This is a genomic window from Kingella sp. SNUBH-2017 (assembly GCF_028680565.1).
GTDB classification, from domain to species: domain Bacteria; phylum Pseudomonadota; class Gammaproteobacteria; order Burkholderiales; family Neisseriaceae; genus Kingella_D; species Kingella_D pumchi.
The window spans coordinates 1-14,009 of record NZ_JAPHVK010000011.1 but is presented as its reverse complement, the minus strand read 5'-3'; the positions used below and the strand labels follow the sequence as shown (position 1 = coordinate 14,009).

The window sequence follows — 14,009 nt, the reverse complement described above, 5'->3', positions numbered from 1 at the left end:
CTTGCATATTTATACTTTGATTGGAATTTAAATAATGGCGAAGCATGAGATTGAAGAGCGCGGTGACGGCCTAATTGAAAAAATGGTGGCTGTTAACAGAGTTACAAAAGTAGTTAAAGGCGGGCGTATTATGGCCTTTTCCGCTTTAACAGTTGTCGGTGATGGCTCTGGGCGCATAGGTATGGGAAAAGGAAAGTCTAAAGAGGTTCCAGTTGCAGTTCAGAAAGCTATGGATCAAGCCCGTAAAAATATGATTTATGTCGCTTTAAAAAATGGAACTATTCATCATCGTGTAATAGGCAAACATGGTGCGACTAGAGTCCTTATGCAGCCTGCTAAAGAGGGTAATGGTATTAAGGCTGGGGGACCTATGCGTTTGGTATTTGACGCAATGGGGGTTCGGAATATTTCGGCCAAGGTTCATGGATCTACAAATCCATATAATATTGTTCGTGCGACATTGGATGGATTGTCTCGGCTCCATACTCCCTCAGATATTGCTGCTAAACGGGGGATTAATTTAGAAAGTTTGCTTGGAGAGAATAATGACTAGTCTAAAAATAAATAAGATTAAAGTTACTTTGATCAAGAGCCTTATTGGTACTGTTAGCTCTCATAGAGCTTGTGTCTATGGTTTGGGATTGAGGCGTAGAGAAAATACCGTTATTGTTGCAGATACACCTGAAAATCGTGGAATGATTAAAAAAGTGAGCTATTTATTGAAAGTGGAGTATAACTAAATGTTTATTAATTCTATTACTTCTGGTTGTGGGGCTCGACATTCGCAAAGACGAGTCGGTAGAGGTATTGGTTCAGGCTTAGGTAAGACCTGTGGCAGAGGTCATAAAGGGCAAAAAAGTAGATCTGGCGGTTTTCATAAGGTAGGCTTTGAGGGTGGGCAAATGCCTTTGCAGAGACGCTTGCCTAAAAGAGGATTTAATTCTTATCTTAAAAAAGATGCTGCTGAAATTACTGTAACCCAGCTGAATCTCATTAATACAACTGAAGTTGATGTTTTGCTTCTAAAGCAGCTGGGGGTGATTTCTAAAAAAACTAGTATTGTTAAGGTTATTGGTAATGGTGAAATTTTAAAACCTTATGTACTTAGGGGAATAAGGGTTAGTAAAAGTGTTGACGCCGCGATTCAACGTGCCGGCGGAAAAGTAGAATAACGAGAGTGATAACGTGCCTAATAATTTATCTCTATCAAATAAGCCCACCTTATGGAATAACTTGGATTTTAGGCGACGTGTCGTTTTCTTGCTGTGTGCTTTAATTGTTTTTAGGATTGGAGTGCATGTTCCTGTTCCTGGGGTAGATGCGGCTGGTCTTGCTCGATCCTATTCAAATAGTTCTGGTAGTGGGATACTTGGTCTTCTTAATATGTTCTCTGGGGGGGCATTAGAAAGATTTAGTATCTTCGCTATCGGTATAATGCCCTATATTTCAGCATCAATTATCATGCAACTTGCAGTTGAGGTTATTCCAAAACTTAAAGAGCTAAAGAAAGAGGGGGATGTTGGTAGGAAAGCTATTACGAAATATACTAGAATAGGGACAGTCATATTGGCAACAGTGCAGAGTTTGTTTGCCGCTAGCGTGGTTATCCAGCAGGGGGTTGTCGTAATAGATAGAATTGAGTTTTATATTTCTGCTATTTCTTGTTTGGTTGGTGGAACTTTGTTTCTCATGTGGCTGGGGGAGCAGATAACCGAGAGAGGTATTGGGAATGGGATATCTCTACTTATTACTGCAGGTATTGTATCAACTTTTCCTGTTAGTGCTATCCAGATTGTAGAGGCTATAAGTAGGGGAGATGTCGTTAAGTCATTGCTTATAGTTCTATCTATATTGGCATTGATAGTAGCGATAGTTTTTTTTGAAAGTGCTTTGCGTAAAATTCCCGTTAACTATGCTCGGGGGCAGAATTTAAATTATGGTAATAGTAGTACCCATATTCCGCTCAAGCTAAATATGTCTGGGGTGATTCCTCCAATTTTTGCTTCAAGTTTAATCGCCTTTCCTGCTTTAGTTTCCAGCTGGGCGGAGGGTTTTAATAGTAGGTTAATTACTAGATTTTTGTCACTTTTTCAGCATGGCACCTTAAGTTACATGCTGCTATTCTCAATATTAGTGGTATTTTTCTGTTTTTTCTATACTGCGTTGGTTTTTAGCCCAAAAGAAATGGCAGATAATTTAAAAAAAAGTGGCGCCTTTATTCCTAGTATAAGGCCTGGCGAAAAGACTGCGTATTATTTAGAGCAAGTTGTTTTAAAATTAACATTTTGGGGTGCTATATATATAACGTTAGTGTGTTTGATTCCTGAGGTTTTTACCTATTTTAGTAATATTCAGGTTTATATAGGCGGTACTTCTCTGTTAATTTTAGTGGTTGTTACAATGGACTTTATGGTGCAAATTTCGTCTTATAGGATGACGCAACAGTATGAGGTTCTGACTACTAAGAAGTAGGATTTTAAGCATGGCTAAAGAAGATACAATACAAATGCAGGGTGAAATTTTAGAAACTTTACCCAATGCTACTTTCAAAGTTAAGTTGGAAAATGAGCATGTTGTGCTTGGTTATATTTCGGGAAAGATGAGGATGCATTATATTCGTATTTCTCCCGGTGACAAGGTAACTGTAGAGCTTACTCCTTATGATTTATCACGTGCTCGTATTGTGTTCAGGGCTCGTTAATTTTGTTCAATATTTGAAGGAATTTATATGCGTGTACAACCGTCCGTAAAGAAAATTTGTCGTAATTGTAAAATTATACGACGTAATCGAGTTGTTCGTGTGATCTGCACAGACGCTCGTCATAAGCAGCGTCAAGGTTAAAACTTGGCGGTTGGTTTTTAATTTTAAGGAAATAATAGTATGGCTCGTATAGCTGGGGTAAATATCCCCAATAATGCCCATATTGTCATTGGATTGCAGGCAATCTATGGTATAGGGAGCACTCGCGCTAAACAAATCTGTGAATTGGCTAATGTTGAGATGTCAACAAAAGTTAAGGATCTCACAGAAAGTCAATTAGAAGCTTTGCGTGAACAAGTTTCTCGTTATGAGGTAGAGGGTGATCTTCGACGAGAGGTCACGATGAGTATCAAACGACTGATTGATATGGGTTGCTATAGAGGATTTAGGCATCGTAGAGGACTTCCTTGTCGCGGGCAAAGAACTCGAACTAACGCTCGCACTCGTAAGGGACCCCGCAAGGCAATTGCAGGTAAAAAATAATTTTGAAGGATTAAATTGAATGGCTAAAGCAAACACAGCTTCGCGTGTACGTAAAAAAATACGTAAGACAGTTAGTGAGGGTATCGTGCATGTTCATGCATCTTTTAACAATACCATCATAACAATCACAGACCGCCAAGGAAATGCATTATCTTGGGCTACTTCAGGCGGCGCGGGCTTTAAAGGCTCCCGTAAAAGTACACCATTTGCGGCACAAGTTGCTGCAGAGTCAGCTGGCAAAGTTGCCCAAGAATATGGCGTAAAAAATTTAGAAGTTCGTATTAAGGGTCCGGGTCCGGGTCGTGAATCTTCTGTACGTGCGTTAAATGCATTGGGATTTAAAATTACTAGTATTACTGACGTAACGCCATTGCCCCATAATGGTTGCCGTCCGCCTAAGAAACGTCGTATTTAATTTGGAAGGTTAAGAATAATGGCTCGTTATATTGGACCAAAATGTAAACTGGCTCGTCGTGAGGGGACTGACTTATTTTTAAAAAGTGCCCGTCGCTCATTGGATTCAAAGTGTAAGTTAGATTCTGTTCCTGGTCAGCATGGTAATAGACGCACTCGCCTGTCTGATTATGGATTGCAGTTGCGTGAAAAGCAGAAAATTCGTCGCATTTATGGTGTTCTTGAACGTCAGTTCCGACGTTATTTTGAAGAAGCTTCTCGTAGAAAAGGCTCTACAGGTGAGTTGTTGCTCCAATTGCTGGAATCTCGTTTGGATAACGTGGTTTATCGTATGGGGTTTGGCTCTACCCGTGCAGAGGCTCGCCAATTAGTAGCTCATAAAGCGATTACTGTTAATGGGCAAGTAGTTAATATCCCGTCTTTTTCAGTTAGGGCAGGGGATGTTGTTGCAATTCGTGAAAAGGCTAAAAAGCAGACCCGCATCCAAGAAGCTTTGAATTTAGCAACTCAGATTGGCCTGCCTAGCTGGGTATCGGTTGATGCTAATAAAATGGAAGGTACATATAAAAATGTACCTGATCGTGTAGAATTGTATAGCGATATTAATGAGCAGCTGGTAGTTGAGTTCTATTCAAAATAATATTGCGAAGGGGAAGGACAGTTAAATGCAAAACAGTGCCTTGGAGTTCTTGAAGCCCCGTCAAATCAACGTAGACACTCTTTCTTCTACTTATGCAAGAGTGTCTATGCAGCCTTTCGAACGTGGTTTTGGCTATACTTTAGGTAATGCCTTGCGTCGTATCTTATTGTCCTCTATGGATGGTTTTGCTGCTACTGAAGTAACCATCTCAGGTGTTCTTCATGAATACTCGACAATGGATGGCGTTAAAGAAGATGTTGTAGATATTCTTTTGAATATTAAAAATGTAGTGTTTAAACTTCATGGTAATCGAACAGAGGCTACAGTTTCGCTGAAAAAATCTGGTGCTGGTGCAGTTGTAGCTGGTGATTTTGAATTGCCTCATGATGTGGAAGTTGTTAATCCTGATCAGTTAATTTGCAATTTGGCAACAAATGGCAGTATTGAGATGGAAATTAAAGTAGAGCGTGGGCATGGCTATCAGTCTGCATCGAGCCGACGCAATACTAAAGATGGAAATAAGATTGGCGTTATTCAATTGGATGCCAGTTTTTCTCCCATTAGCAGAGTTAGTGTTGATGTTGAAGCTGCCCGTGTTGAACAGCGTACCGATTTGGATAGCCTGATCTTGGGAGTGGAGACCAACGGCTCTATCGATCCGGAAGAAGCTGTTCGTACTGCGGCAAAGATTTTGATTGATCAAATGTCGATTTTTGCTGATTTACAAGGTACTCCGGCTGAAGTTGAAGAAGAGAAGGCTCCTCCGGTTGATCCGGTTCTGCTGCGCCCGGTTGATGATTTGGAATTGACAGTTCGTTCGGCAAATTGTTTGAAAGCTGAAGATATTTACTACATTGGTGATTTAATTCAGCGTACCGAGACCGAATTGTTGAAAACGCCTAATTTAGGTCGTAAATCATTGAATGAGATTAAAGAGGTGCTGGCATCCAAAGGTTTGACTCTGGGTTCCAAATTAGACTCTTGGCCTCCTGCAGGTTTGGAAAAACCCTAGTTTTAAAGGATATTCGAAATGCGTCATCGTAATGGCAACCGTAAATTAAACCGCACGAGCAGCCACCGCGCTGCAATGCTGCGTAACATGGCTAATTCTTTGCTGACCCATGAAACCATCGTTACTACTCTGCCGAAAGCTAAAGAGCTGCGCCGCGTAGTAGAACCGCTGATTACTTTGGGTAAAAAGCCGTCTCTTGCTAACCGTCGTCTGGCATTCGATCGCACACGCGACCGTGATGTTGTTGTGAAACTGTTTGATGATTTGGGTAACCGTTTTGCTTCCCGCAACGGCGGCTATATCCGTATTCTGAAATATGGTTTCCGCAATGGCGACAATGCTCCGTTGGCATTGGTTGAGTTGGTGGAAAAGGTTGAAGCTGCAGAATAAATCTGTAGTTGATAAGTTTAAAGAGCCGAACCATTAAATTGGTTCGGCTCTTTCTATGGGATAACAACTAGTGTGCTTGGCCCCCCTTCTTTCTGAGTGCGTCTTTTTTGCCGTTTATCGCCTTATTTGGTAGCCTGAAACACGACAACTATTAGTGTGCAGGCTACAATTCCCAGTTTTCAAATTTTGCAGAAAGATCCCATGTCTATTCAGCCCGTAAACGAAGAGATGAAAAAATTCATCCATAATTTGCTTAACCACATGGTTCAGAATAAAGGCTCTGACCTGTTTATTACCGCCGGTTATCCGCCGGCAATGAAGCTCGACGGCAAACTTACCAAAATCACCGATAAGCCGCTTACGGCAGAGCATACTGCCCAAATCGCCCGTTCGATTATGGATGAAAAACAGGCGCAGGAATTTGCCGATACCAACGAATGCAATTTTGCCATTAGCTTGGCCGGCGTATCCCGTTTCCGTGTGAACGCCATGATTCAGCGTGGTGCGGCGGCATTGGTTTGCCGTGTGATTACCAGCGATATTCCGCAATTTGATAATCTCAACCTGCCGTCGATTTTGAAACAAGTAGTGATGGAAAAACGTGGCTTGGTGATTTTTGTCGGCGGTACCGGCTCGGGCAAGTCCACTTCATTGGCGGCAATGATTGATTACCGCAATGCAAACAGCTATGGCCATATTATTACCATTGAAGATCCCATCGAATTTGTTCATCCGCATAAAAACTGCATCATCACCCAGCGCGAAGTGGGCGTGGATACTGAAAACTGGTTTGCCGCGCTGAAAAATACTTTGCGTCAAGCGCCGGACGTTATTTTGATTGGCGAAATTCGCGACCGCGAAACCATGGATTACGCACTGGCCTTTGCCGAAACCGGCCACCTGTGTATGGCAACGCTGCATGCCAACAATTCCAACCAAGCGCTTGACCGCATTATCAACTTCTTCCCTGAAGAGCGTCGTGCCCAGCTGTTGAACGATCTTTCGCTCAATCTCAAAGGCTTTATCTCGCAGCGCCTTGTTCCCAAGGCCGGTGCGAAAGGCCGCGTGGCGGCGGTGGAAGTGCTGCTCAACTCCCCCTTGATTTCTGAATTGATTTTGCGCGGCGACATTCACGGTGTGAAAGAAATCATGGCCAAATCGCGCGATATCGGCATGCAAACATTCGACCAGTCGCTGTTTGATTTGTATGAGGCTGACTTGATTACCTATGACGACGCCCTGAAAAACGCCGATTCGGTGAACGACTTACGCCTGCAAATCCAGCTCAACAGCAAAAAAACCGGCACCGCCGGCAGCGGAGGCAGCATCGACGGCCTGGCGATTGTCGATTTTGCCGACGAAGAGCAGAAAGAAGAGCAATAACCCGTATGCTATATTTCAGGCTGCCTGAATGCAAGGCAGCCTGAAAAAACCAATCCCGTTTGTTTTCGCTTGCCCACCCCGAATCTCGATTCGGGGTTTTGTTTTGCCTGTGGCTACGGGTTTCTATTTGCGTGATGAGACGTTTTTCAGGCAGCCTGAAAGCCGCTTTGTCTTTTGGGCGCGATATTTTATCCGTTTGTCCGGCTGCTTTTGTGCTGAAGTTCTATGATGCGTATCAATTGCAAATTCTTGCAAAGAAAAAGCGCTTGTGTTGAAATGCAGACGCGCAGATGCGGTTTTCTGCGTATAACCATCAGTAAAACAATCGATTGTGCTTACAATCAGAAAAGAGGAAATCATGAACGACGCAAATTGGATCCAAGTGCTCAACGAGCTGGTCGATAAAATCAGCACCCGGGTATGGGGGCCGTATATGCTCACGCTGCTGGTCGGCACCGGCATTTTGTTTACTTTCAGGCTGGCTTTTCTCCAGTTCCGCCTGCTGCCTTATGCGCTCAAGCAGGCTTTTGTGCCGCATAAATCGTCGGCCGACCACGAGGGCGACGTTTCTCATTTTGGTGCCCTGATGACCGCGCTTTCGGCCACCATCGGCACCGGTAATATCGCCGGCGTTGCCACCGCCGTTGCACTGGGCGGGCCGGGCGCGGTGTTTTGGATGTGGATGACCGCGCTGGCGGGCATGGCCACCAAATATGCCGAAGGCGTGCTGGCGGTGAAATACCGTGAGACCAACAGCCGCGGCGAAATGTCCGGCGGGCCGATGTACTACATTGAAAAGGGCATGAGGCAAAAATGGCTGGCAGTGCTGTTTGCCCTGTTTGCCGTGCTCGCGTCTTTCGGCATCGGCAGCTCGGTGCAGTCCAACTCCGTGGCCGATGCCGTTTACCACAGCTTCAACATCGACCCGCTGTGGACGGGCGTTTTCCTAACCGTCTTTACCGGCGTCGTCGTGCTCGGCGGCATCCGCTGGATTGCCACCGCATCGTCTTTCATCGTGCCGCTGATGGCTGTCGGCTATGTGCTGGGCGGACTGGCGGTGCTGGCCTACAACGTCGAACTCTTCATTCCCGCCGTCAAAATCATCCTGAACGACGCCTTTAGCGCATCGGCCATCGGCGGCGGCGCCATCGGCACCATGATCCGTTACGGCGTGGCGCGCGGTGTGTTTTCCAACGAAGCCGGTATGGGTTCCGCGCCGATTGCCGCCGCCGCCGCCCGTACCGACCACCCCGTGCGCCAAGCACTGGTTTCGATGACCGGCACCTTTCTCGACACCATCGTCGTGTGCAGCATCACCGGCATCGTTTTGGTGATGGGTCTGATCAAAATGAAGGTTATTGCCATCAGCGGCGGCGCTTTCCTGCAGCCGATATCCGGCGGTGCATCACTCACCGTTACCACCTTCGATCAAATGCTGCCGGGGCAGGGCGGACTGCTGGTCAGCGTCGGCCTGATGTTCTTTGCCTATTCCACCATTCTCGGCTGGTGCTACTACGGCGAAAAATGCGCCGCCTACCTGCTGGGTGACCGCTTCGTGCCGGTGTACCGCATCATTTATGTCGCCACCGTTATGCTCGGCTGCATGGTGGTGCAAACCGGTAACGAAGCCGGCGATCAGGCCGGCGTGAAGCTGGTATGGAATATCGCCGACACCTTCAACGGCCTGATGGCCGCCCCCAACCTGATTGCCCTAATCTGGCTCTCCAGCGTGGTTGTGGCCGAAACCAAAGACTTTCTCGCCAAACGCAAGTCCGGCGAACTCGAATAGCTTTGCGTTTTAGCTTTTCAGGCTGTTTTCAGGCAGCCTGAAAACTTTTCCGAAGCGTGTGGCACTGAACATTGAAACCCATCCCCAAGCAGCCGCTGCATCGCGCCAACAGGCAGCCTGAAATCCTTTCAGGCTGCCTGTTGTTCCAAACGTCCCAATCCGCCCAAAGCAGCCTGAAAAGCACGGCAGCCGGCACGGGCGCGGTTTCCAAAACCGTCAAAATTTGTTATCTTGCCTCCCTGTTTTCCAACCCGTATCCGCCGCGGGGCGCCGAATTGCGGCCGCCGCGCAGCCTGAAGATTCTATGACAGAGTCCCGCTTTATTCCGCCGCCGTTTCACAACCACAGCCCGCTCACCTGGTATCAGGCCGCCGCCCAGCAGCCCGGCTTTATCAGCGATCCCGCCCAGGCGCGCGCCATCGAATATCTCGACCAGCTGTGGACGGAACTGATGATGTTCAAGCGCAAGCGCAACCGATTTCTCGGTCGCAGCCTGCGCTCGCCGCAAGTGCCCACCGGCCTGTATTTCTACGGCGGCGTCGGCCGCGGCAAAAGTTTCCTGATGGACGCCTTCTACGGCTGCCTGCCGTACCAGCGCAAACGCCGCGTCCACTTTCACGCCTTTATGCAGGAAATCCACCAGCGCATGCGCGAAAAACGCAATACGCCCGACCCGCTCAAAGCCGTTGCCCAAGACATTGCCGTCGAGCTGCGCGTACTCTGTTTCGACGAATTTCACGTCAGCGACATCGCCGATGCCATGATACTCGGCCGCCTGCTGGAAAACCTGTTTGCCGAAGGCGTGGTACTGGTGGCCACATCCAACTACGCCCCGTCCGAACTCTACCCGCAAGGCCAGAACCGCAGCAGCTTTCTGCCCACCATCGCCCTGTTGGAAAAAAAACTCACCGTACTCAATGTGGACAGCGGCGAAGATTACCGCATGCGCACGCTCACGCCCGCCGAAGTGTTTTACGTGCCGGACAACGCCGAAAACGAAGCCAAGCTGGCCGCCCTGTTTGAACGCTTTACCGGCGGCGAAGAAAAGCAGCCTGAAAAACTGGAAATCCACGGCCGCGAACTGACGGCGAAAAAACGCACCGAGCGCGTCGCCTGGTTTGATTTCCGCACCCTGTGCTTCGGCCCGCGCTCGCAGGCCGACTATCTGTGGCTGGCGCAAAACTGCCACACCGTGCTGATTTCCGGCTTTGAAAAAATGACGCCCAACGAAAAAAACGAAGCCCGCCGTCTCACGCTGCTGGTGGACGTGTTTTACGACTACCGCGTCAAAATGTGCATCACCAGCGCCGTGCCGGTGGAAGAACTCTATACCGAAGGCGATTTCGCCCACGAATTCGTGCGCACCGTCAGCCGGCTGGTGGAAATGCAGTCGCAAGACTATCTGGCGCAGCCGCATCTGACGCTGGCGCTTTAAGGCTTTTGCATGGGTGGGCGGCATCTGCCGTTTCCCCCGATACCGAACCCGATTCAAAAGCCGGATAAGCGCAAACCCCAAACCCCAAACCCCAAACACCAAACCCTAAACCCTAAACCCTAAACCCTAAATTTTCAGGCTGCCTGAAACCGCCATCCCGTGTTTCAGGCTGCCTTTTTTGCGAAAACCCCATGATCGAAATCCAATCCCTTACCCTGCAGCGCGGCAGCAAAGTGCTGCTCGAACAAGCTACCGCCACCGTCGCCCCGGGGCGGCGCGTCGGCCTGATCGGCCGCAACGGCACCGGCAAGTCCAGTCTCTTCGCCCTAATCAAAGGCGAAATTTCCGCCGACGGCGGCGAAGTGCGCATTCCCAAACATTGGAAAACCGCCGCCGTGGCGCAGGAAACGCCCGCGCTCGATATCTGCGCGCTCGACTACGTTTTGCAGGGCGATGCCGAGCTGCAGGCTTTTCAGGCTGCCCTGGCCGAAGCCGAAGCGCAGAACGACGGCATCCGCATCGCCGAAATACACGCCAAGCTCGAAGAAATCGACGCCTACACCGCCCCCGCCCGCGCCGCCAAACTGCTGAGCGGACTCGGCTTCGCGCAGGAAGAACACGGTAAGCCGGTCAAAGCCTTTTCCGGCGGCTGGCGGATGCGCCTCAATCTCGCCCAAGCCCTGATGTGCCGCGCCGATTTGTTGCTGCTGGACGAGCCCACCAACCACTTGGATTTGGAAACCGTGCTGTGGCTGGAAAGCCATCTGGCCGCGCTGCCGTGCACCCAAATCATCATTTCGCACGACCGCGATTTTCTCAACGCCGCCACCAACCACACCGTCGAGCTGTCCGGCCGCAAGTTGCACAGCTACGGCGGCAACTACGACTTCTACCTAAAAGAGCGCGCCGCGCGGCTGGCCAACCAGCAGGCCGCCTATGTGAAGCAGCAGGCGCACATCAAACATTTGCAGTCCTTTATCGATCGCTTCAAAGCCAAAGCCACCAAAGCCACGCAGGCGCAGAGCCGCATCAAGGCGCTGGCCAAACTGGAAAAAATCGCCCCCGCCCATCTGGACAGCGAGTTTTCCTTTGAATTTTCCACGCCCGACCATCTGCCCAATCCGCTGTTGAAGCTGGATAAAGTCGATTTGGGCTACGGCGGCGAACCCGTTTTGCGCGGCGTCAGCCTTTCGCTGGAAAACGGCGCCCGCTACGGCCTGCTCGGCGTAAACGGCAGCGGCAAGTCCACCTTTATCAAAGCCCTTTCAGGCAGCCTGAAACCGCTGTGCGGCGAGATTATCCGTTCCGACAAACTCCATATCGGCTATTTCGCCCAACACCAACTCGACACCCTGCGCGGCGACAAAAGCCCGCTGTGGCACATCCAAAAACTCTCGCCCGAAGCCAAAGAGCAGGACATCCGCAATTTTCTCGGCGGTTTCAATTTCGTCGGCGACGCCGCCCTGCAAGCCGTCGCCCCCTTTTCCGGCGGCGAAAAAGCGCGATTGGCACTGGCGATGCTGGTATGGCAGAAACCCAATCTGCTGCTGTTGGACGAACCGACCAACCATCTCGATTTGGACATGCGCCACGCGCTCACCCTTGCGCTGCAGAGTTTTCAAGGCGCGCTGATCCTGGTATCGCACGACCGCAGCCTGATCGAAGCCACCACCGACCAGTTTCTGCTGATCGACGCAGGCAGTCTGAAACCCTTCGACGGCGATTTGAACGACTACCGTCAATGGCGGCTCGAGCGCGAAAACGCCGCATCCACCCCCGCCGCATCCGCACAGACCCAAAGCCGTAAAGATGCCAAACGGCAGGAAGCGCAAATGCGCCAAGAGCGCGCACGGCGCAGCAAGCCGCTGTTGCAAAAAATCGAAAAAGCCGAAAAAGAAATGGCGGCGCTGCAAAGCCAACAGGCCGCCGCCGAAGCATTTTTGTCGCAAGAAAGTGCCTATTTGCCGGAAAACAAGGCAAAATTGCAGCAAACACTCGCCGATGTGGCGGAAATCAAAGTAAAATTAAGTGAACTGGAAGAAAGCTGGCTGCAATGGCAGCAGGATTTGGAAACGCTGGAAGCCGCGCTGGCGGCAGAATTCGATAATTTCTAAACACTTTCAGGCAGCCTGAAAAAATGTAAAAAAGATAAGGAAGTCAGTCTATGAACAGGAAAACAAGCAGCCTTTTAATCGCTTTGGCGCTGCTGGCCGGCGCCGCCCATGCCGATGTGCGCAGCTGCGGCCCGGGCTGTTATACCGACAGCCCCAAACGCGGCGGCGGCAAAGTCAAACTGGCCAAAATCGGCAGTTATACCGCAGTTGAAGTAAGACGCGAACGCGCGCCCGAAGCTGCTCCCGAAGTTGCCGCCGCACCGGCCGCCCAGCCGGCTACCCGCCAGGTTGCCGCCAGAGTGCCGGTAGCGCCGCGCCGCAGCGTGCCGGTGGCAGCCGCCAATCCGGTTCCGGCCGTGGCTGCCGCACCGGCAACCGTGCCTCAGCGTCTGAACCCGCAACGTGCCAATACCCGCCGCACCATTCTGGAGCAGGAATTGAACAACGAGCGCAATGCCTTGGCCGCCGCGCAAAAAGCGCTGGCTGAAGGCCGCGCGGTCAATAAGCAGTCCGATGCCGGCCATCAGGCGCGCGTACGCCAACTGCAAAGCGCGGTGTTCGACCGCGAGCAGAATATCCAGGCTTTGCAGCGCGAACTCGGCCGGATGTAGGCAGCCTGAAAAGCTCAAACAAGCTGCAAACTGCATCTTTCAGGCTGCCTGAAGATTCAGTTTGCGGCTTTTTTGCGGCAGTTTTCAGGCAGCCTGAAAAGTTTTTCGAGGCAGGATAGGCAGCAGTTGCCGCCGTTTGCGGCAGATTGTGGCAAAAAATGCCGGATTGCCGCACAAATGTCTAACGAGCGGCATCGCTAAAGCGGCGGGCGATTGTGCTTTAATTAACGTTAGATTATGATAAGAAAGCGTTGTTTGCCGTTTTCAGGCTGCCTGAAATGGTCTGAAAGGTGCGATAAAAACAGCTAAATAAAGGAGGAGCAAATCATTATGGCGCAAGTCAATCTGGATAAAACCGATTTGAAAATCCTGCAGGTTTTGCAGGAAAACGGCCGCTTAAGCAATGTCGAATTATCCGAGCGGGTGGCCTTGTCGCCCTCACCGTGCCTACGGCGCTTAAAGCAGCTGGAAGACCAGGGCGTGATCCAAAGCTATGCCGCACTGCTAAAGCCCGCGCGGCTGGGGCTGAATCTGCAGGTTTTTATCCGTGTCAGCATTGAAAAAACGCAAGAAGCGCGCGAAAAATTTTCCGAAGCGATGCAGTCTTGGCAGGAAGTGCTCGGCTGCTACGCGCTCACCGGCGAGTCCGACTATATGCTGCACGCTTTTTTTACCGATATGGACGCATTTTCCCATTTTGTTTTGGATGTGCTGCTGTCTCACTCTTATGTGCAGGAAGCCCGTTCCAGCTTTGTGCTGAAAGAGATCAAAAACACCACTGCCCTGCCTTTGGGGCATCTTTAAAAAAGAGACTTGCAGTCTCTTTTTTATTTTTTCAGTCTGCCATATAAAAAACATTTCCTTTTTCGATATGGATTTGTGCTTTGGCGGGTAGTTTTATTGTTGAGTAGTAGTTGACCGGATTGGTTTGGGTGGGTATGATTGCGGTCTTTCGCTGCTTCTGTGGCGACGTTCTT

18 protein-coding genes are annotated in these 14,009 nt (G+C 49.7%); all 18 read left to right on the top strand.

From position 1 onward, the window contains the following. Positions 1-34: 34 nt before the first annotated feature. Positions 35-553, top strand: coding sequence for a 30S ribosomal protein S5 (gene rpsE, locus OP500_RS08805; protein ID WP_238746381.1), 519 nt, complete (start codon positions 35-37; stop codon positions 551-553). Continuing rightward, positions 546-740 (top strand): 50S ribosomal protein L30, encoded by a 195-nt coding sequence (rpmD, locus tag OP500_RS08800; protein WP_238746378.1) that lies wholly within the window; start codon positions 546-548, stop codon positions 738-740. The genes rpsE and rpmD overlap by 8 nt, the downstream gene beginning before the upstream one ends. After that, entirely contained in the window at positions 741-1,172 is a 432-nt protein-coding gene (rplO, locus tag OP500_RS08795; protein WP_238746376.1) for a 50S ribosomal protein L15, read from the top strand. Positions 1,173-1,185: 13 nt separating this feature from the next. Beyond that, positions 1,186-2,472, top strand: coding sequence for a preprotein translocase subunit SecY (secY, locus tag OP500_RS08790; protein WP_238746374.1), 1,287 nt, complete (start codon positions 1,186-1,188; stop codon positions 2,470-2,472). A 10-nt stretch (positions 2,473-2,482) separates the two neighbouring features. Further along, entirely contained in the window at positions 2,483-2,701 is a 219-nt protein-coding gene (gene infA, locus OP500_RS08785; RefSeq protein WP_238746372.1) for a translation initiation factor IF-1, read from the top strand. A 27-nt stretch (positions 2,702-2,728) separates the two neighbouring features. Further along, positions 2,729-2,842, top strand: a complete 114-nt coding sequence (gene rpmJ, locus OP500_RS08780; RefSeq protein WP_238746370.1) for a 50S ribosomal protein L36 — start codon at positions 2,729-2,731, stop codon at positions 2,840-2,842. 39 nt (positions 2,843-2,881) lie between these two features. Beyond that, positions 2,882-3,244, top strand: a complete 363-nt coding sequence (gene rpsM, locus OP500_RS08775; protein WP_238746368.1) for a 30S ribosomal protein S13 — start codon at positions 2,882-2,884, stop codon at positions 3,242-3,244. A 19-nt stretch (positions 3,245-3,263) separates the two neighbouring features. Then, entirely contained in the window at positions 3,264-3,659 is a 396-nt protein-coding gene (gene rpsK, locus OP500_RS08770) for a 30S ribosomal protein S11 (RefSeq protein ID WP_238746367.1), read from the top strand. A gap of 18 nt (positions 3,660-3,677) precedes the next feature. Beyond that, a complete protein-coding gene (rpsD, locus tag OP500_RS08765) occupies positions 3,678-4,298 on the top strand; it encodes a 30S ribosomal protein S4 (RefSeq protein ID WP_238746364.1) in 621 nt (206 codons plus the stop codon). 25 nt (positions 4,299-4,323) lie between these two features. Then, on the top strand, positions 4,324-5,310 hold the full coding sequence (locus OP500_RS08760; RefSeq protein ID WP_238746362.1) for a DNA-directed RNA polymerase subunit alpha: 987 nt from the start codon (positions 4,324-4,326) through the stop codon (positions 5,308-5,310). Positions 5,311-5,328: 18 nt separating this feature from the next. After that, a complete protein-coding gene (rplQ, locus tag OP500_RS08755) occupies positions 5,329-5,700 on the top strand; it encodes a 50S ribosomal protein L17 (RefSeq protein ID WP_238746361.1) in 372 nt (123 codons plus the stop codon). 201 nt (positions 5,701-5,901) lie between these two features. After that, complete coding sequence (locus tag OP500_RS08750) at positions 5,902-7,083, top strand: PilT/PilU family type 4a pilus ATPase (protein WP_238746359.1); 1,182 nt, start codon at positions 5,902-5,904, stop codon at positions 7,081-7,083. A 358-nt stretch (positions 7,084-7,441) separates the two neighbouring features. Next, complete coding sequence (locus OP500_RS08745; protein WP_274070735.1) at positions 7,442-8,872, top strand: alanine/glycine:cation symporter family protein; 1,431 nt, start codon at positions 7,442-7,444, stop codon at positions 8,870-8,872. A gap of 71 nt (positions 8,873-8,943) precedes the next feature. Then, positions 8,944-9,180 (top strand): hypothetical protein, encoded by a 237-nt coding sequence (locus tag OP500_RS08740; RefSeq protein WP_238746357.1) that lies wholly within the window; start codon positions 8,944-8,946, stop codon positions 9,178-9,180. Further along, a complete protein-coding gene (gene zapE, locus OP500_RS08735; RefSeq protein WP_274070734.1) occupies positions 9,177-10,307 on the top strand; it encodes a cell division protein ZapE in 1,131 nt (376 codons plus the stop codon). Before OP500_RS08740 ends, zapE begins: the two co-directional genes overlap by 4 nt. Before the next feature lie 191 nt (positions 10,308-10,498). Beyond that, positions 10,499-12,421: an ATP-binding cassette domain-containing protein gene (locus OP500_RS08730; RefSeq protein WP_274070733.1), complete on the top strand. Its 1,923-nt coding sequence runs from the start codon at positions 10,499-10,501 to the stop codon at positions 12,419-12,421. A 50-nt stretch (positions 12,422-12,471) separates the two neighbouring features. Beyond that, on the top strand, positions 12,472-13,032 hold the full coding sequence (locus OP500_RS08725; protein WP_238746354.1) for a hypothetical protein: 561 nt from the start codon (positions 12,472-12,474) through the stop codon (positions 13,030-13,032). Positions 13,033-13,362: 330 nt separating this feature from the next. After that, entirely contained in the window at positions 13,363-13,836 is a 474-nt protein-coding gene (locus OP500_RS08720; protein WP_238746353.1) for an Lrp/AsnC family transcriptional regulator, read from the top strand. The last annotated feature ends 173 nt before the right edge of the window (positions 13,837-14,009 follow it).

What these genes read in the sequence shown, in the direction of transcription:
- rpsE (WP_238746381.1), top strand. Translation starts at nt 35, where the DNA reads ATGGCGAAGCATGAGATTGAAGAGCGCGGTGACGGCCTAATTGAAAAA.
- rpmD (WP_238746378.1), top strand. Translation starts at nt 546, where the DNA reads ATGACTAGTCTAAAAATAAATAAGATTAAAGTTACTTTGATCAAGAGC.
- rplO (WP_238746376.1), top strand. Translation starts at nt 741, where the DNA reads ATGTTTATTAATTCTATTACTTCTGGTTGTGGGGCTCGACATTCGCAA.
- infA (WP_238746372.1), top strand. Translation starts at nt 2,483, where the DNA reads ATGGCTAAAGAAGATACAATACAAATGCAGGGTGAAATTTTAGAAACT.
- rpmJ (WP_238746370.1), top strand. Translation starts at nt 2,729, where the DNA reads ATGCGTGTACAACCGTCCGTAAAGAAAATTTGTCGTAATTGTAAAATT.
- rpsM (WP_238746368.1), top strand. Translation starts at nt 2,882, where the DNA reads ATGGCTCGTATAGCTGGGGTAAATATCCCCAATAATGCCCATATTGTC.
- rpsK (WP_238746367.1), top strand. Translation starts at nt 3,264, where the DNA reads ATGGCTAAAGCAAACACAGCTTCGCGTGTACGTAAAAAAATACGTAAG.
- rpsD (WP_238746364.1), top strand. Translation starts at nt 3,678, where the DNA reads ATGGCTCGTTATATTGGACCAAAATGTAAACTGGCTCGTCGTGAGGGG.
- OP500_RS08760 (WP_238746362.1), top strand. Translation starts at nt 4,324, where the DNA reads ATGCAAAACAGTGCCTTGGAGTTCTTGAAGCCCCGTCAAATCAACGTA.
- rplQ (WP_238746361.1), top strand. Translation starts at nt 5,329, where the DNA reads ATGCGTCATCGTAATGGCAACCGTAAATTAAACCGCACGAGCAGCCAC.
- OP500_RS08750 (WP_238746359.1), top strand. Translation starts at nt 5,902, where the DNA reads ATGTCTATTCAGCCCGTAAACGAAGAGATGAAAAAATTCATCCATAAT.
- OP500_RS08745 (WP_274070735.1), top strand. Translation starts at nt 7,442, where the DNA reads ATGAACGACGCAAATTGGATCCAAGTGCTCAACGAGCTGGTCGATAAA.
- zapE (WP_274070734.1), top strand. Translation starts at nt 9,177, where the DNA reads ATGACAGAGTCCCGCTTTATTCCGCCGCCGTTTCACAACCACAGCCCG.
- OP500_RS08730 (WP_274070733.1), top strand. Translation starts at nt 10,499, where the DNA reads ATGATCGAAATCCAATCCCTTACCCTGCAGCGCGGCAGCAAAGTGCTG.
- OP500_RS08725 (WP_238746354.1), top strand. Translation starts at nt 12,472, where the DNA reads ATGAACAGGAAAACAAGCAGCCTTTTAATCGCTTTGGCGCTGCTGGCC.
- OP500_RS08720 (WP_238746353.1), top strand. Translation starts at nt 13,363, where the DNA reads ATGGCGCAAGTCAATCTGGATAAAACCGATTTGAAAATCCTGCAGGTT.